The organism is Streptomyces fradiae, from assembly GCF_041270065.1.
GTDB lineage: Bacteria > Actinomycetota > Actinomycetes > Streptomycetales > Streptomycetaceae > Streptomyces.
In genome coordinates this window covers 4,675,450-4,689,918 of record NZ_CP065958.1, presented here as the reverse complement: position 1 = coordinate 4,689,918, position 14,469 = coordinate 4,675,450, and the positions used below count along the sequence as shown (strand labels likewise).

The window sequence follows — 14,469 nt, the reverse complement described above, 5'->3', positions numbered from 1 at the left end:
CGCGAGGGCCGCGGGGGCGGTGTTACGTCGGGAGTCAAGGGGCGCGCCCCCGGGCGGGCCCGTCGCCTCTCCGAAGAGAGACCGTGCCATGACGCACCCCCTCCCCCTCGCCCTCTCGGTGGACTTCGGCCAAGGATTCACGGACGCCTGGTCGGCGATCGCCGAGTTCATCCCGAAGTTCATCGGCTTCCTCGCGATCCTGCTCATCGGCTGGTTCGTCGCGAAGCTCATCGCCCGCGTCGCGGACCGTCTGCTGCGCCGCGTCGGCTTCGAGCGGATGGCCGAACGCAGCGGTGTCGCGAACACGCTGAAGGGCTCGAAGTACGACGCCACCGGCATCATCGTCAAGATCCTCTACTACGCGATCCTGCTGATCGCCCTGCAGCTGGCCTTCGGGGTCTTCGGCCCCAACCCGGTCAGCGTCATGATCAACGGCATCGTGGCCTGGCTGCCCCGGGCGATCGTCGCCTGCGTCATCGTGGTCGTGGCGATGGCCATCGCCCGCGCCGTCCGGGACATCGTGGGCGGGGCGCTCGCCCAGATGTCGTACGGCAAGGTCGTCGCCACGGCGATCTGGGCCTTCATCGTGGCGCTCGGCGTGATCGCCGCGCTCGGCCAGGCCGGCATCGCCACCGCGATCACCGGCCCGCTGCTCACCGCCGTGCTCGCGACCATCGCGGGCGTCGTGATCGTCGGTGTCGGCGGCGGCATGATCACCCCGATGCGCTCCCGCTGGGAGCGCTGGCTCTCGACCGCCGAGACCGAGACCGCCCGCGCCAAGGACCAGATCTCCGCCTACCAGCAGGGCCGCGAGGACGCCCAGCGCGGCCTCCCCTCCGCCCAGGAGCGGCAGGGCATGGAGCGCCGCGAGCGCGGCGCTCGGGGCGAGCAGGGTGGGGGCGAGGAGCCGCCGCCGCGGATGGGGTGAGGACGCTGGGCGGGGTACGGGGGCGGTCCGCCGCCGGACCGGGTCGGCCGGTCCGGGGCTGATGAGCCGGGCCGCAGCCGGACGGTGGTCCGCGACGGACCGGGTCGGCCAGACCGGAGGTCGGCCGTCCCGGAAGCTGATGGACCGAGCCGCCAGCCGGACAGCGACCGAGCGCCGCCGGACGACGGTCCGCGACGGACCAGGTCGGCCAGACCGGAGGTCGGCCAGACCGGGCGCTGATGGACCGGGGCGGCCGGGCCGGAGGTCGGCCGGGCCGGGCGCTGATGGACCGGGCCGCAGCCGGACAGCGGTCCGCCGACGGACCAGGTCGGCCGGACCGGAGGTCGGCCTGGCGGCCGAGTGCCGCCGAACGGCGGGCCGGGCTCGGTTTCCCCCACCGGCCCCGGGTCGGCCGGGCACAGGTGGCGGATGGGCGTTCGCCGGGCGCGGGCGGATGGCGATCGAGCACGGTCGGGGCTCGGGCCCGGTGTCCACCGGCCTCGGCCGACAGCGAGCAGGCACCGGTCCGGGACCGGCCGGCCCCGGACCGTGGCGGTCAGCCGGACGGCAATCGGGCGAGGTCGGGCGCCGGGCGGCAATCAGCTCCCGGACCCGCTCCCGCCGGCCCCGGCCGGCCCGGCGGCTACGCCGCCAGCAGGTCGTGCTCGCGGATCAGCCAGCAGACGGCGGTCAGCCGCAGGGTGGCGAAGTCGTGGCCGATCGGTTCGATCCAGTCGACCTCGGTCAGCCAGTCGGTGAACCCGAGGACGTAGTCGGCGAGTTCCTCGCGGCGCACGGTGCGCGGGCGGGGGCCGCGCTGGGCGGGGATCAGGGCGTCGCACACGGCCGCCGCGTGCTGATCGACGGCGGCCACCAGCCCCGGCTCGAAGCCGAACTCCGAGAGCCGGGGCATGTACGTAGCGGCGACACCGACCAGGGGGCAGTCGGGCGAATCGTTCATTCCTTTACATTACGCGCGCGCGGGCGGATTCCGGCCGTGACCTTCGTCGCAGCACGAGGGGCCGATGTCAGTGGCCGCGCCTATAAAGGGACGATGACCGCACTCCACTGGAAGCTCGTCATCGACGCGGCGGACCCGCACGCCCAGGCCGCGTTCTGGGCCGCCGCCCTCGCCTACCACGAGGAGGACCACAGCCCCCTCATCACCCGGCTCCTCGACGCGGGCGCGGCCCCCGCCGAGGCCACGCTCACCGTCCGGGGCCGGCTCGCCTGGCGCGACCTCGCGGCCGTACGGCACCCGGACGACCCGTTCGACCCGGACACCGACACCGGCCTCGGGCACCGCATCCTCTTCCAGCGCGTGCCCGAGCCGAAGACCGTCAAGAACCGCCTCCACCTCGACCTCCACCCCCCGAAGGGCACCCGCGACGCGGAGGTCGCCCGGCTCACCGGCCTGGGCGCGAAGGTGCTGCGGGAGGTCGCGGAGCAGGGCGGTTCCTGGACGGTGATGGAGGACCCGGAGGGCAACGAGTTCTGCGTGCAGTAAGCCAAGCTGACCGGCCGGGCGACGGCTAAAGGGTCCGCGGGTCCTTCGGCAGGACCTTCATCTCCACGCCCGCGATGCGGCCGAGGGAGTCGAAGGTGATGTCGGCCGTGCCGGCGCCGCCCGGAAGGTCGGCGACGATTCGGGCGGGCTCGGCGCGGTACGGGGCGCCGTGGTGGTCGAGGTAGCCCTCGACGACATGGCGGGCCGAGTGGCCGATCAGGCCGGCGCCGGTGAGCAGCACGCGCGGCAGGGCGATCGGGTCGAGGGCGGGGCGCGGGACCTGGGGGTCGTCGGGCAGGAAGTAGACCTGGGTGGTGGGGCCGGCGGGCGCGCCGATGTAGCCGGGCGCCTCGGCGACGCCCATCCCGGCGAAGGCCAGCGTCTCGGCGGCCCGCCGCGGGTCCTCGAAGCCGCTCAGGTCGAGGACCTCCGCGGTGAGTTCGGGGATGCCGTGCGCCCGCCCGTACCGCTCGACCGCCCCGGCGAGCGCGGCCACCTCCCGGCCGCGAAGTCCGGGGTTGGCCCAACCCCACATCCAGGACCGGTCGTTCATGTCGTACGTCCCGAGGACGCCGACTCGCAGCTCGACCCCGCCCTGCTGGTAGCGGCAGGCCTCCAGGTCGGCCGACCACTCCCCCTCGGGCAGGAAGCCCATCAGGGCCTCCAACTGGGCGGCGCCCCAGGCGGCATGGCGCTCGGCCTCGAACAGAAACGCGTCACTGAACGAACTGAAGGAATCGACCATGCGGTCGACCCTAGAGGGAGTCGCGTCGCACCTCGAAGTGGAAGCAGCCGTACTCCACGGCCCGTACGTGCACGAGCGCGACCCCCGGATCGGCGAACGCCTCCGCGAACGCCCGGTCGAACCCGGCCGTGGCCGCCTCCGGGATCTCGAACAGCCGCCCGCCGACGATCCGCCCGCCGGCGTCGTACCGCCGCAGGGTCCGCAGCGCGCCGGGCCGGTCGAAGGGGTACGCCCGATGCGCCGGGTCCGGCCCGCCGCACTCCTCGGCGTGGATGAACACGGGCCCCTGCTCGTCGTACGCCCCGGGCTCGGCCTCGCTCCCGGCCGCCCACCGCCGCAGCGGCGCGTACGACACGAGCGCGATCCGCTCCCCGGCCCGCGCGGCACGCAGACAGCAGCGCAGCGGGCTTCCGGCGGCGTCGCCGTCGGCCGTGAAGGCCCGGCAGGGGCGCCCGGCGTCGTCGACGGAGCGGAGCTGGGCGAGGGCGGCGGAGGGGATGGCGAGTGCGGTGTACGTGGTAGTGGTCATGGCACCAGGGTCACGCTGGTGCGACGTCGCCCGCTGGCGGTATTCGGACGCGTAGCTGGCGGGGAGCCGGCGTCACAGCCTCCGGACGACCTGCGCCTCGGCCCGTTCCACGGACGCACGCCCGTGGACGTGGACGAGCGCGAGGTGGAACAGGGACGGGGCGACCGGGGCCCAGTGGTGGAGGCGTTCGGGGGCGAGCATGAAGCGGGTGACGTCGGCTGTGCGGAAGGGCACGTACGCGATGTGCTGGTGCTCCCAGCGGTCCGCGACGCCGCGGCTCATCCGCTCGCGCAGGCCGTCGCCGGTCAGGTCCTTCAGGCGGGCGTAGAAGTGGGCGCACCACTGGCGCCGCTCGACGTCGAGGGCGAAGGCGAGCAACTCCAGGGTGTACTCGTGGGGTTCGAGCGACAGCTCCTCCCGCATGCCGCGCCGGGCGACGGCGTGCAGATCGGGCGCGTTGCGGCCGGCGGAGTCGATGTGGCGGGCCAGGCCCTCGTTGACGGAGGAGTTCCAGACCCCGGAGCCGACCCGTACCCGGTTGCTGCGGCGGGTGACCACGAGGAGGTGGTCGGCGGTGACGACGGCGATGTTCGCGCCGAAGCTGCACTGCAGGAAGTCGGGCGCGGCGAGGGGGTCGGCCGGGTCGAGGTAGCGGCCGCGCGGGGTGGTGCCGTCGGGCAGGCGGCGGTCGAGCTGCTGGGCGGCGAGGAAGGTGAAGTAGTCGGTGGGCCGCAGCCGCAGGTGCACCTCGGGCCGTTCGTCGAGCGCGGTACGGGACACCTCGACGGACTCGACGGCGTACCGCGGTCCGTTCCACACCGGCGCCCGCTCCCCCGCCTCGGCGGCCCGGCGCTCCTCCGCCTCGATCTCCTCCCTCCACGGCTCCATCCCCTCCGGCAGCCGCACCTCGCCCTCCAGGACCTGCACGTGTACGGACTCGGGCGCGATGGCCTGGTCCCCGTCCCCCTCGACGAGCAGCGCGGAGGTGTGCAGCGGCCCGATCGCGAACGTCGACCACGCCACCGGCCCGCCCCCGCCGCTCTGCGCTCGCCGGTACGTGAAGCTCCGTACCGCCCCGGCCGACCGCCGCCGAATCCTGAACCACACGTCCTGGGTCCACTGTTGGAAGAGCGTCGCGAAGACGACGCCGAGGATCGCGCCGACGATGCCGTTGCCGAGGTCTATGTCCACGCGGGGCAGCGTAGGCCAGCGGCGTCGCGTGAATGGACGCGGTCCGTGATCACCGGAACGAGTGGATTCCGCGGAATTCCCTATTCCGGATCGATCTCCTGCAGCAGGCTGAGCAGGCCCGCACGACAAGATCACGGCACGGAAGGACACGACGCCCCATGACCACGGACGTCATCACCACCAAGCTTGAGCGCGAGTTCGACAGCAAGGACGCCAACGGCGACGGCTACCTGGACTGGTCGGACTACCAGAGCCTCGCCGACCGCTACATCGCGGCGTACAAGCTCGACAAGAACGAGTACCGGGCCAGGGCGCTCGTCGCCAGCCAGCAGATGAACTGGATGGAACTGCTGCGTCACTCGGGCGTGCAGGGGGACCGCCTCACCAAGGACGAGTTCGTCACCGCCAGCCGGCTGGCGGCCGTCGACACCAGCCGCCTCAACGTGGTCGAGGGCTCCGCCCACGCGATCTTCGACGTCGTCGACGTCAACGGCGACAACGAGATCAGTCGGGACGAGTTCGCCCGCCTCCTGAAGGACGTGTGGAAGACCGACTCGCCCGACGCGATGGAGGCGTTCCACCGACTGGACACGGACGGGGACGGCTCGATCTCCCGCCAGGAGTTCATCCGCGCGACCCGCGAGCACTTCTACTCGAACGACCCGGACGCGCCGGGCAGCCTGTTCTACGGCCGCGTCTGATCACGTAACCCGGTAGGTGCCCGTGCGCCCGGCTTGGCTACGGGACGTTCCAGGCGGAGACGTACGGCTGCCCGTCCTCCTCGGCCAGGAAGCTGAGGCTGCCGGGGTGCGGGTGCCCGAACATCCGGCTCTCGGCGGCGTCGAGACCGAGCCAGCGCACGGTGAGCACGCGGGTGAGATGCCCGTGCGCGACGACGGCGACGTCTCCGTCGCCCGCGCGCAGGAGCGTACGGACGCGGCCCAGGACCGCGTCCACCCGCGCGGCCACCTGCTGGAGCTCCTCCCCGGGGTGATCGGCGTCCCCGGGAACGACCCCGTCCCGCCACAGATCCCACCCGGGCTTCAACTCCCTGATCTGCTCGGCGGTCAGCCCCTCGTAGCCGCCGTAGTCCCACTCCAACAGATCCGGATCGGGCTTGACGCCCGTCAGCCCGGCCAGCTCGGCCGTCCGCATGGCCCGGCCCAACGGACTGCTGAACACGGCGCCGAGCCGCCGCGACGCCAACCTCGGCCCCAGCGCCCTGGCGGCGGCCTCCCCGGCGGCGGTCAGCGGCACGTCGGTGCGGCCGGCGTGCCGGCCCGAGAGACTCCACTCGGTCTGCCCGTGCCGGATCAGGATGAGCTCACCCATGGTCGCGCGACGCGTGGGCGACGAACCCGGCCCATGCGCCGACGCCGAAGGCGAGTCGGGCGCCTTCGGCGACCTTGGAGTCGCGGACGTGGACGGTGCCGGGGGTGGTGGCGACCTCGACGCAGTCATCGCCTTCGCTGTTACTGCTGTAGCTGCTCTTGAACCACGCCAACTCGGCCTTGCGGATCATGTCTCTCCCAGCAGTCGCTCGATGAAGGCCCGCGACTCCCCCGGAGTGAGGGCCTGAGCCCGGATAATGCCATGGCGCAGCTCCAAGATCCGAAGCTGTTTGAGGTCGGAGACCGGGCGGCCGTTGAAGAGACCCTCGGAGCGCCCCACGGCAGTGCCGTCCCCGAACTTGAGCAGCTCGATCATCCCGCCCGAGCCGGGGTGATCGGCTCGCTCGGTTGGCATCACCTGGATCTCGACGTTGGGCAAGTCACCGACCCCCAGCAGATGTTCGAGCTGGCCACGCAGCACCATCTTGCCCCCGATGGGGCGCCGCAGCGTCACCTCTTCCTGGACGAAACTGAACTCTGGCCCCGGCATGCGATCCAGCACTGCTTGACGTGCCACACGGGACGTCACGTGCCGCTCAAGTTCAGCCGGGCCGTAGGCGGGGCGCCGCGTCCTGAGCAGCGCTCGCGAGAACTCCTCGGTCTGCAGAAGTCCATGCATGCTGTAGTTGCTGTACATGCAGAACTCCACCGCCCGAGCTTCCATCTTCGCCAGGCTCCGCAGCTTCTTCGGGTAGCGGACCTCCATGACGTCCTCCTTCAGGGCCCGAATGACCCCGCCCGCTCCCAGCACGGTGTCTGCCCTGTCCAGGAACTCCGGGCGGGGGATGCGCTCGCCGCGCTCCAGCTTCCGGATCATGTCCTCGCCATAACCGGTCAGTTCGCCGAACTCGGCCACGCGTAGGCCCTTGGCCTCCCGCCAGGTCCTGAGCTGGCGTCCGACCGTGGCCAAGACGGCCTTGGCCGGCTCGTCGCCGGGATCGACCTCCCAGCCCGCGTCCTCGACGACCGCACCGTCCACCTCGTCCACGCTCATGCGTGCCCACCTCCTCGTGGCGGCCCTCTACCCGGAGCGCGGTCCGAGACAGTCGAGACACGACCGGACAGTCTCAAGACAGTAACCGTACGTAAGGGCATGTTCGATGGGCAGCGTAAGCACATCCCGCCACGCTGGGTGACATGAATCAGGAACCCACCCAACTCGTGGCGTCCGTACGCCAATTCGGAATTCAGCTCTCCGCCACCCCGCGCGGCGCCCGTCTCGCCCGGCTGCTCGCCGTCGAGCAGCTGCGTTCCTGGGGCCTTGACCACCTCACGGAGCCCGCCGCCCAGATCGTCGCCGAGCTCGCCGCGAACGCCGTCACGCACGGCCGCGTGCCCGGCCGGGACTTTCGACTCGGGCTCTTCGTGCTCACGGGCACTCTCCGTGTCGAGGTCACCGACACGCGGGGTGACCGGCTGCCCGTCGCGGCGGCGGGGTGCGGGCTGCGGATCGTGGAGGGGCTCGCGCGGGAGTGGGGCGTACGGCTCGGTCCCGTACCGCGCAAGACGGTGTGGGCGGAGCTGGCCCTGCTGTAAGCGGCGCCCCGTCGTGGCGACCACGTCGTGGACGCCCGCGTCGCGGTGACCCACGACGTAAGGGTTTTAATCCCGGGGAAATCCCTGACCCAACCCCTCCAGCCTCCCCCTCACCCACCATCACTCACATGGGTGACTTGGGCCAACTGGACTGGATTTGTTGCCGGTTGCCTGGCATATGCTCGCCGCGACAACTCCAGACATACGTCGGCCCCCGGCCGGGACTGGCATCCCGATCGAGGGCCTGACCAACGAGGAAGCAGTACCTTCCCGATGGCTTTCAAGCACCCTAGCGCGCCCTCGCGCGCCTCCGGGCTCATTCACGTCAATGTCCGGCTCACCACGCGCTATGTGGTGGTCGGCAACGATCTCGCCCAGCACCGCAAGCTCTCCCTGCAGGCGCGGGGGCTGGCGCTCTACCTCGAGTCGCTGCCCGCCGGGGCCTCCGTCGGAATCAAGGCGATCGCCGCCCAGTGTCCGAACAGCGAGCTGTGCATCGCCCGCGCCATGCGGGAGCTGGAGGCCGTCGGCTATCTGAAGCGCTTCAGGGAGCGGCTGCCGGACGGGCGGTTCGTGCACCGTACGGTCTCGTACAACCGGCCGGGGGCTGAGCCCGAGCCCGTACGCAAGACGCCGCCCCGGCCCCCGTCCCCGCCGCCCGTACGGGAGAAGCCCGCACCTCCGGCTCCGAGCCCGGCTCCGCGCCCGGCTCCGCCGCCGCCCCCGATCCCGCTCGCGGAACGCCACCGCGCCGCCGCGGAACTCCTCGCGGGCCTGCGCGTCCACGACCCCCGGCTGCTGCTCTCCGAGCGCGACATCGAGCGCCTGGCACCAGGGGTCACGGCCTGGCTCGACCGGGGCGCCCGCCCCGACGCCATCCGCCGCACCCTCTCCGCGAACCTCCCCGCCGACCTCGCCCACCCGGCCGGCCTCCTCACCCACCGCCTCACGGCCCTCCTCCCACCCCGCCTCCCCACCAAACCGGCAGCCGCCGCCCCCATCCCCCTCCAGAACTGCGACACCTGCGACCGCGCCTTCCGCTCCCCCGCCCCCGGCCATTGCCGCGACTGCCGCCCGGCAGAGGCACCGGCCGCCTGAGAAAGCCCGACCGCGATGGGCGTCTCACATCCGGGACTTCAGCACGTCGACCTCGCAGCCCGGTGCGAAGGGGTCGAAGCCGTGCTCGATCAGCCAGCGAACCGCCAGCAGGCTCCGCAACGCCCACCACGCGCGGATCACGTCGAGGTCGACCTCGGTGCCGTGGCCGTAGCCGTGGCCTTGGCCGTAGCCGGCGAGGACGTCGTCGAGGCGCTCCTCGTGTCCGAGCGTGAAGGTGGCGAGGTCGTACAGGGGATCGCCCTGGCCCGCCTCGGACCAGTCGATGATGCCCGTCACCTCGTCGCCTTCGACGAAGACGTGCGCGATCTGCAGGTCGCCGTGCGTGAACGCCGGAGTCCACGGCCGGAGCGCGGCCTGGGCGACCCGGCGGTTACGGGTGACCAGGTCGGCGGGGAGGAGGCCCCTGGTCACGAGCAACTCGCACTCGGCGTCGAGTTCCGCCGCCAGCGCGACGCTGCTCCGGCCTGCCCGGCCCGGCCAGGGCGGCAGCGGCGCGTCGTGCAGCGTACGGATGGCGGCACCCGCCGCGGCCCACGCCGCCGACGACCCGCTCGACGGTCCGGTCGACGCCCCGCTCGACGCCCCGCCGAGGCGCCCGAGCGGCGCCCCCGGGAGTGCGGCGATCGCGAGCACGGGCGGCTTGCGCCACAGGACCTCCGGGGTCGGGACCGGCGCGCGAGACATCGCCTCGACCTCGACGTCGATACGCGCCTGATCGGCGTCCACCTTCAGGAACACGTCGCCGACGCGCAGGGTCGCGCGCTCGGAATGGGCGACGACGACCTCGACCTCATCCATGGGTGACGAGTATCCCGGTGGCGATCGCCGACGTCGCCGGAGTTATCGCCCGCGATGACACAAGCCGACCACGTCCCGCTACCTGCTCGAGCGCCACCGCATCCAGTAGTCGAGCCCATCGACCCGGTAGCGGGCCCCTTCAACGAACCGCAACTCGCCCACCAACCGCCGCGTGTCGTCCGGCGCCTGGCGGTGCGGGGCAAGCAGCTGCTCCAGTTCGTCGTAACGGGCGTCGATCCCGCCGCGGCCCGGATGACTCTCCGGACCGACCTCACCGGCCTCACTACGCTCGTTCCACCTGGCGAAGATCGCCCATTGCTCGCGTTCCAGCCCCACCGCGGCCTCGCTCGCGGGCCAGACCTGGTATTGATCGGCCTCGTCGGCGTGGTCGTACTCGTCGCTCTGGAAGTAGTGCGGCCTCCCGCCGATGTCGGCAAGGCCGGCGCGCGGTCCGTCGTACCAGTCCGACTCGGCGTACACCCGCTCGAAGCCGTCCGCGATCAGTTGCTGCTCATCCCAGGTCCCCGCCACGCGGGCAGGCTACCGCCGAAGGACGACGCTCACGCCCCGCTCCTCGAAGATCTCCCGGAGCTCGTCGAACAGCCCGGCGTCGTACTCAGCCCACCGCTCCCTCGCCCGGGCGGAGGAGTCCCACAGCAGGGTGAAGGGAGCGGCGGCACCCCAACCGCCCCTCAGGCAGTCATCCAGCGCGTCGAGGTTCCACCCGAAGTACCCGCCGGGCCCGTTGACGGCCTCGCCGATCGCGCAGTAGAAGCTGTCGCGGTCGACGACGTGCCGGCCGTCCAGGGTGAACGTCTGCCCCGCGGGCGCGTCGGGCTTTCCCCGGCGTCGGTACGTGTGGGACCACAGTGCCACCGACAGCCACGCGCGTCGCCCCTCGGGGGCGAGACCGTGCCACATGCCGGTGCGGTTCAGCCGCCCCGTGCGGACCAGGTCCCAGATGGCGTCCGCGCCGGGCAGGGCGTTCTCGCACCAAAGCGTCGTCGTCAGGTCGACGAGATCGGCGCCGTGGGCGGAGGGCTGGACGTCGGTCAACGTGACGTCGTTGACGAAGTACGAGCCCATGGTGACGCCCTCGGCGTCGAGGAGCTCGACCCAGGCGTTCCCCGCCACGGCGCGACGGCCGCCGACGTGAGCCAGGCTCTTCAGGAGACCGCCCTGCGCTCGGCAGCCCACGAGGCGCACGCGACGTGCGCCCTCCTCCGTGTCCGACGGCGTATCCGGCAGCGGGGTGAACAGCCCTTCGGCGTCGCGGGCGAAGCCCCAGAAGTCGGCGTCGTCCTCGTCCGCGGTCAGCGCGTACGTCCAGCCCTCGCCGCCCCGCCTCGATGTCTTCATCACACCACTCCCTGGGCCTCGATCCTATCGACGCCATCCGACTCCCTCTCGGCACCGCCGAGTGCTACCTTGAACGCGTTCAAGATGACTTGAACGCGTTCAATCGTGAGGGGGGGGGGGAAGGACGATGGAGGAAGGTCGGAGAGTGTCCACCCGGCAGCGGGGGTGGGTCGTCGCGGGGGTCGTGGTGGCGGGGCTCACCGCCCTTCTGGGGCTGGTGGCAGCGCCGCTCCTGGGCGGGTTGTTCCTGGTCACGGCGGTGGTGACCCTCCTGCCGCTGCCGATGGCGGAGAGCCCGAAGATCTGCGCCCGGGTCTGCCTCGTCACCGGGCTCGGCCTGCTGGTGTGGACGTTGGTGGGCGCCGTGATCGGCATGTTCCTGTTCGTACCGGCCGCCCTGATCCTGGTGATCGCGGCCTTCGTGGGACCCGGCAGCGGCAGCCGGCCGGGGCCCTGGTTCTCCGCGATCACGCCCCTCGTCGCCGCGGCGGCTCTCGCCCTGAGCCTCCATCAGATGAACCAGGTCGACCCCGACAACGAACCGCCGCCCTACTTCCGCGCCACCGTGGACTCCATGGACCGCGCCCGCGACCCGCAGTTCAACCAGAGCACGGAGCGGCTGTGGGACTACGGCGCCACCGATGTGCAGGTCTACGAGCGCGCCGGGCAACCGGTCGTCGACGTGAACATGCCGGAGACCTTCACTCGCGGCCGGACCGAGAGCGACCTGAGGGACGAGATCGCCGACCTCCCCGGAGTCGTCCACGTCTACCGCTGCGACTTTTACACCTGCACCGGCGAGCAGCCGTGAACGATCGCGACGCCTGGTACGACGACCGCGCCTGCGAGGACGCCGTCCGGCGCGCCGACCGCGTAACCCGCTTCGCCTGGACGGCGATCGCCACGACGACCGGGACTCTCGGCTGCGCACTGATCGCCGCCCTCGCGATCGGCACGGGCGCGGTGCTCGCGGTCGTCTACCTGTGGATGGCGGCTCTGGCGGGCTAGCCGGGCGGACGGGCTGCGGCCCGAGAAGGACCTGTCCGCCCACGTCGCCGTCGGTCATCGGAACGTCTACTTGTGGCCGGAGGAGCGCAGGGAGGTCGGGTGGGCGAGGACGTCACCGAGGGGCGGCCGCTCGTGGGGGTCCTTGCGCATGCACGCGGCGGTCAAGTCCCTCACCTAGCATCGCCGCATGGCGACCTTCGTGCATCTCACCCCCGCCGTCCACGCCACCCGCATCCGGCGCAGCGGGATCAAGGCCCACGGGCCCGGGCCCGGGGCGAAGTCGGGGCGCGGGGTGTACATGTTTCCCGTGGTGGAGTCGTACGCGCTCACCCACCAGTGGCTGCGCGAGCTGGCCCGGCGGCCCGGGCCGCGGGGGATCGTCGCCGTGCACGTACGGCTGCCGGACGAGGAGGCGGTGAGCGTCGGGCGGTACGGGGAGCGGGAGCCCGAGGTGACGACGGCGGCCGGGGCCGTGCGGCGGATACGGGGGCTGGAGGACGCGCGGGGGTGGGAGGTGTTTCTGCCGCGCGCGGTGGGGCGCGGGGAGATCCGGTACGTGCGGGAGGTGCGGCAGGTCAACGGCTGGCGGTACATGCCCGACGCGCACGGCACCGCGCCCTGCCCCTGCGACGCCTGCCAGGTGCCCGGCGGGTACAACGCGCGGCGGACGCGGGAACGGCGCGCGCTCCCGGAGTACGGTCCCGCGCCGGCGTCCCGCCTGCTGCTCGCCCGGCTCGACCGGGCCGAACTCCGCGACGACACAGCCGCGTTGTGCGAGACGCTGCGCTGGTACCGGCTCCGCAGGCGCGGCCCGGTGGCCCGGCTCGCGCGGCTCGCCGGGCATCCGGACGCGGGCGTACGGCAGGAGCTCGCCCGGGCGGTGGCGCGCTGGTCGACGCCCGGAGTGGACGCGCTGCTGCGGGAGTTGGCCGACGACGCGGCCGACGCGGCCGTACGACAAGCCGTGGCCGAGAGCATCGCGTACCGCGACACCCCCGGCGCCGACGCCCTGCTGACCGACCTGGCCGGCGACCCCGACCCCGACGTCCGCGACATCGTGGTCGAGGGCCTGGTGCGCCGCGAGACGCCCGAGGCGGAGGCCCTGCTGCGGGTGCTGGCCGACGACCCGGACGAGCGGGTGCGCGAGACCGTGGCCGTGCTCACCCAGGAGTAGGCAGCAGCCGCCACGCCGTCAAGGCCAGCCGCGCCCGCGTCAGGCCCGTCGGGTCGGTCAGGTCCAGGCCAAGGGCGCGGGACAGGTGGTCGAGGCGGCGCGAGACGCTGCTGTGGTGGAGGTGCAGCAGGTCGGCGGCGCGGCGGAGGGAGCCGGTGGCGCAGTAGGCGTCCAGGGTCTCCAGGTCCTCCGGGTTGCCGTTGCCGGCGAGCCGGGCCAGGGCGGCCACGTCGGGGTTGGCGCGGGCCACCGCGTCCGGGACCTCGGCAAGGAGGGCGAGGGCGCCCAACTGCGCGTAGTGCAGCACCGGTTCGCGGGTCGAGGTGAAGCGGAGCGCGGTACGCGCCCGGTGCCAGGACGCATCGAGCGCGTCGGCCCCCGCGAGGGCGAGCCCCGCCCGTACCCCCTCGGGAAATCCGTCCCGGTCCACGGCGGTGGCAAGGAGCACGCCCGTCCCCTCGCACGGCGCGGCGAGCGACGCCGCCTTCACCAGGCCGCCGGGGCAGATGCCGGCCCCGACCCGGTCGAGCGGTACGGCCGCCGAGCGCACCGCGACGACGTGCAGCGGCGCCCCGGCGGCGAAGCCGAGCAGCCGCAGCGCGCGGGCCCGGGCCACCTCGTCCGTACCGGCGGAGACGGCCAGTTCGACGAGGGCCGGGTCGGCCATGGTGGTACGGGTCGGGCCGTAGCGCTCGACGGCCGCCGCGACCGCGATCGCGAGCCGGTCGAGCAGGATCTCGTCCAACTGGTGGGGCGCGCCCGCCCGTTCCAGCCACACCGTGCCGATCTCCTCCTCGTCGAGGAGGACCGGCGCCGTGGGGGACACCGGCTGCGACGGGGCCGAGGTCGGGGCCGAGGTAGGGGCCGGGGCCGGGGCCTCCGTGCCCAGCGGCGAGAACCGGATGGCCCGGCCCGAACCGTGCAGCCGGATGCCGGCGACGCACTCCGCCAGGCCAGCCGAGGCACGCGCGAGGGCCGGAAGGTCGACGCGGCGGCGCATCAGGGTGTCGTAGAACGCGACGACGCGGATCGCTCCGTCGACGTACGGATCGAGTCCGGACACGCGCAGGGCCAGTGCCTCCATGCCGGAAGGATAGAAGCCGCGGCCGGCCGGCGGGGGCGCCGATCGGTGCGCGTCCGGCCCCGGACACGCGACGGACGGCGGCTGCCCGGCGGCCGTGGCC

At 72.8% G+C, this 14,469-nt stretch carries 19 protein-coding genes; 8 read left to right on the top strand and 11 right to left on the bottom strand.

The genetic code is table 11. The features are described 5' to 3' along the window. Nucleotides 1-88 precede the first annotated feature (88 nt). Complete coding sequence (locus JAO84_RS21540; RefSeq protein ID WP_370414353.1) at nt 89-928, top strand: hypothetical protein; 840 nt, start codon at nt 89-91, stop codon at nt 926-928. Between the two features lie 643 nt (nt 929-1,571). Here JAO84_RS21540 and JAO84_RS21535 read toward each other — a convergent pair. Further along, nucleotides 1,572-1,889, bottom strand: a complete 318-nt coding sequence (locus tag JAO84_RS21535) for a DUF6401 family natural product biosynthesis protein (protein WP_370414352.1) — start codon at nt 1,887-1,889, stop codon at nt 1,572-1,574. 93 nt (nt 1,890-1,982) lie between these two features. Between JAO84_RS21535 and JAO84_RS21530 the strand changes: the two genes are divergently transcribed. Continuing rightward, nucleotides 1,983-2,435, top strand: a complete 453-nt coding sequence (locus JAO84_RS21530; protein ID WP_265863946.1) for a VOC family protein — start codon at nt 1,983-1,985, stop codon at nt 2,433-2,435. Between the two features lie 25 nt (nt 2,436-2,460). Here the strand turns inward: JAO84_RS21530 and JAO84_RS21525 are convergent, their stop codons facing one another. The 3 genes from JAO84_RS21525 to JAO84_RS21515 form a co-directional block, all read right to left on the bottom strand. After that, nucleotides 2,461-3,180: a DUF6882 domain-containing protein gene (locus JAO84_RS21525; RefSeq protein WP_370414351.1), complete on the bottom strand. Its 720-nt coding sequence runs from the start codon at nt 3,178-3,180 to the stop codon at nt 2,461-2,463. Between the two features lie 10 nt (nt 3,181-3,190). Further along, nucleotides 3,191-3,709: a DUF1203 domain-containing protein gene (locus tag JAO84_RS21520; RefSeq protein ID WP_370414350.1), complete on the bottom strand. Its 519-nt coding sequence runs from the start codon at nt 3,707-3,709 to the stop codon at nt 3,191-3,193. 72 nt (nt 3,710-3,781) lie between these two features. Continuing rightward, nucleotides 3,782-4,900: a hypothetical protein gene (locus JAO84_RS21515; protein ID WP_370414349.1), complete on the bottom strand. Its 1,119-nt coding sequence runs from the start codon at nt 4,898-4,900 to the stop codon at nt 3,782-3,784. A gap of 158 nt (nt 4,901-5,058) precedes the next feature. Between JAO84_RS21515 and JAO84_RS21510 the strand changes: the two genes are divergently transcribed. After that, nucleotides 5,059-5,601 carry an EF-hand domain-containing protein gene (locus JAO84_RS21510; protein ID WP_370414348.1) on the top strand — a complete coding sequence of 181 codons (543 nt, stop codon included), beginning with the start codon at nt 5,059-5,061 and terminating at the stop codon, nt 5,599-5,601. 37 nt (nt 5,602-5,638) lie between these two features. Here the strand turns inward: JAO84_RS21510 and JAO84_RS21505 are convergent, their stop codons facing one another. Genes JAO84_RS21505 through JAO84_RS21495 form a run of 3 tightly spaced genes read right to left on the bottom strand, consistent with a single transcriptional unit; the run spans nt 5,639 to nt 7,285 of the window. After that, nucleotides 5,639-6,232, bottom strand: coding sequence for a histidine phosphatase family protein (locus JAO84_RS21505; RefSeq protein ID WP_370414347.1), 594 nt, complete (start codon nt 6,230-6,232; stop codon nt 5,639-5,641). Continuing rightward, nucleotides 6,225-6,422 (bottom strand): DUF397 domain-containing protein, encoded by a 198-nt coding sequence (locus JAO84_RS21500; protein ID WP_370414346.1) that lies wholly within the window; start codon nt 6,420-6,422, stop codon nt 6,225-6,227. The genes JAO84_RS21505 and JAO84_RS21500 overlap by 8 nt, the downstream gene beginning before the upstream one ends. Further along, complete coding sequence (locus JAO84_RS21495) at nt 6,419-7,285, bottom strand: helix-turn-helix domain-containing protein (RefSeq protein ID WP_370414345.1); 867 nt, start codon at nt 7,283-7,285, stop codon at nt 6,419-6,421. The genes JAO84_RS21500 and JAO84_RS21495 overlap by 4 nt, the downstream gene beginning before the upstream one ends. Before the next feature lie 143 nt (nt 7,286-7,428). On the opposite strand from JAO84_RS21495, the gene JAO84_RS21490 reads away from it, so the two are divergent. After that, the gene (locus JAO84_RS21490; protein ID WP_370414344.1) at nt 7,429-7,827 is read left to right on the top strand and encodes an ATP-binding protein; all 399 of its coding nucleotides are present in this window, start codon (nt 7,429-7,431) and stop codon (nt 7,825-7,827) included. 273 nt (nt 7,828-8,100) lie between these two features. Next, nucleotides 8,101-8,925, top strand: a complete 825-nt coding sequence (locus JAO84_RS21485) for a helix-turn-helix domain-containing protein (RefSeq protein WP_370414343.1) — start codon at nt 8,101-8,103, stop codon at nt 8,923-8,925. Nucleotides 8,926-8,949: 24 nt separating this feature from the next. On the opposite strand, the gene JAO84_RS21480 is transcribed toward JAO84_RS21485, so the two are convergent. From JAO84_RS21480 to JAO84_RS21470, 3 genes are all read right to left on the bottom strand, one after another. After that, nucleotides 8,950-9,744: a phosphotransferase family protein gene (locus tag JAO84_RS21480; RefSeq protein WP_370414342.1), complete on the bottom strand. Its 795-nt coding sequence runs from the start codon at nt 9,742-9,744 to the stop codon at nt 8,950-8,952. A 78-nt stretch (nt 9,745-9,822) separates the two neighbouring features. After that, the gene (locus JAO84_RS21475) at nt 9,823-10,275 is read right to left on the bottom strand and encodes a hypothetical protein (protein ID WP_370414341.1); all 453 of its coding nucleotides are present in this window, start codon (nt 10,273-10,275) and stop codon (nt 9,823-9,825) included. A gap of 9 nt (nt 10,276-10,284) precedes the next feature. Continuing rightward, the gene (locus JAO84_RS21470) at nt 10,285-11,103 is read right to left on the bottom strand and encodes a barstar family protein (RefSeq protein ID WP_370414340.1); all 819 of its coding nucleotides are present in this window, start codon (nt 11,101-11,103) and stop codon (nt 10,285-10,287) included. A gap of 145 nt (nt 11,104-11,248) precedes the next feature. Here JAO84_RS21470 and JAO84_RS21465 point away from each other — a divergent pair, with 145 nt between their 5' ends. The 3 genes from JAO84_RS21465 (at nt 11,249) to JAO84_RS21455 (ending at nt 13,285) form a co-directional block, all read left to right on the top strand. Further along, on the top strand, nt 11,249-11,914 hold the full coding sequence (locus JAO84_RS21465; RefSeq protein WP_370414339.1) for a hypothetical protein: 666 nt from the start codon (nt 11,249-11,251) through the stop codon (nt 11,912-11,914). After that, nucleotides 11,911-12,111, top strand: coding sequence for a hypothetical protein (locus JAO84_RS21460; RefSeq protein ID WP_370414338.1), 201 nt, complete (start codon nt 11,911-11,913; stop codon nt 12,109-12,111). The genes JAO84_RS21465 and JAO84_RS21460 overlap by 4 nt, the downstream gene beginning before the upstream one ends. Nucleotides 12,112-12,298: 187 nt before the next feature. After that, a complete protein-coding gene (locus tag JAO84_RS21455) occupies nt 12,299-13,285 on the top strand; it encodes a HEAT repeat domain-containing protein (RefSeq protein ID WP_370414337.1) in 987 nt (328 codons plus the stop codon). Here JAO84_RS21455 and JAO84_RS21450 read toward each other — a convergent pair. Continuing rightward, nucleotides 13,272-14,369 (bottom strand): helix-turn-helix domain-containing protein, encoded by a 1,098-nt coding sequence (locus JAO84_RS21450; RefSeq protein WP_370414336.1) that lies wholly within the window; start codon nt 14,367-14,369, stop codon nt 13,272-13,274. The two genes, JAO84_RS21455 and JAO84_RS21450, sit on opposite strands and share 14 nt — an antisense overlap. Between the last annotated feature and the right edge of the window lie 100 nt (nt 14,370-14,469).

Bases quoted from the DNA above. Each gene is read 5' to 3' on its own strand.
- JAO84_RS21540 (WP_370414353.1), top strand. From the start codon at position 89: ATGACGCACCCCCTCCCCCTCGCCCTCTCGGTGGACTTCGGCCAAGGA.
- JAO84_RS21535 (WP_370414352.1), bottom strand. From the start codon at position 1,889: ATGAACGATTCGCCCGACTGCCCCCTGGTCGGTGTCGCCGCTACGTAC.
- JAO84_RS21530 (WP_265863946.1), top strand. From the start codon at position 1,983: ATGACCGCACTCCACTGGAAGCTCGTCATCGACGCGGCGGACCCGCAC.
- JAO84_RS21525 (WP_370414351.1), bottom strand. From the start codon at position 3,180: ATGGTCGATTCCTTCAGTTCGTTCAGTGACGCGTTTCTGTTCGAGGCC.
- JAO84_RS21520 (WP_370414350.1), bottom strand. From the start codon at position 3,709: ATGACCACTACCACGTACACCGCACTCGCCATCCCCTCCGCCGCCCTC.
- JAO84_RS21510 (WP_370414348.1), top strand. From the start codon at position 5,059: ATGACCACGGACGTCATCACCACCAAGCTTGAGCGCGAGTTCGACAGC.
- JAO84_RS21505 (WP_370414347.1), bottom strand. From the start codon at position 6,232: ATGGGTGAGCTCATCCTGATCCGGCACGGGCAGACCGAGTGGAGTCTC.
- JAO84_RS21500 (WP_370414346.1), bottom strand. From the start codon at position 6,422: ATGATCCGCAAGGCCGAGTTGGCGTGGTTCAAGAGCAGCTACAGCAGT.
- JAO84_RS21495 (WP_370414345.1), bottom strand. From the start codon at position 7,285: ATGAGCGTGGACGAGGTGGACGGTGCGGTCGTCGAGGACGCGGGCTGG.
- JAO84_RS21490 (WP_370414344.1), top strand. From the start codon at position 7,429: ATGAATCAGGAACCCACCCAACTCGTGGCGTCCGTACGCCAATTCGGA.
- JAO84_RS21485 (WP_370414343.1), top strand. From the start codon at position 8,101: ATGGCTTTCAAGCACCCTAGCGCGCCCTCGCGCGCCTCCGGGCTCATT.
- JAO84_RS21480 (WP_370414342.1), bottom strand. From the start codon at position 9,744: ATGGATGAGGTCGAGGTCGTCGTCGCCCATTCCGAGCGCGCGACCCTG.
- JAO84_RS21470 (WP_370414340.1), bottom strand. From the start codon at position 11,103: ATGAAGACATCGAGGCGGGGCGGCGAGGGCTGGACGTACGCGCTGACC.
- JAO84_RS21455 (WP_370414337.1), top strand. From the start codon at position 12,299: ATGGCGACCTTCGTGCATCTCACCCCCGCCGTCCACGCCACCCGCATC.
- JAO84_RS21450 (WP_370414336.1), bottom strand. From the start codon at position 14,369: ATGGAGGCACTGGCCCTGCGCGTGTCCGGACTCGATCCGTACGTCGAC.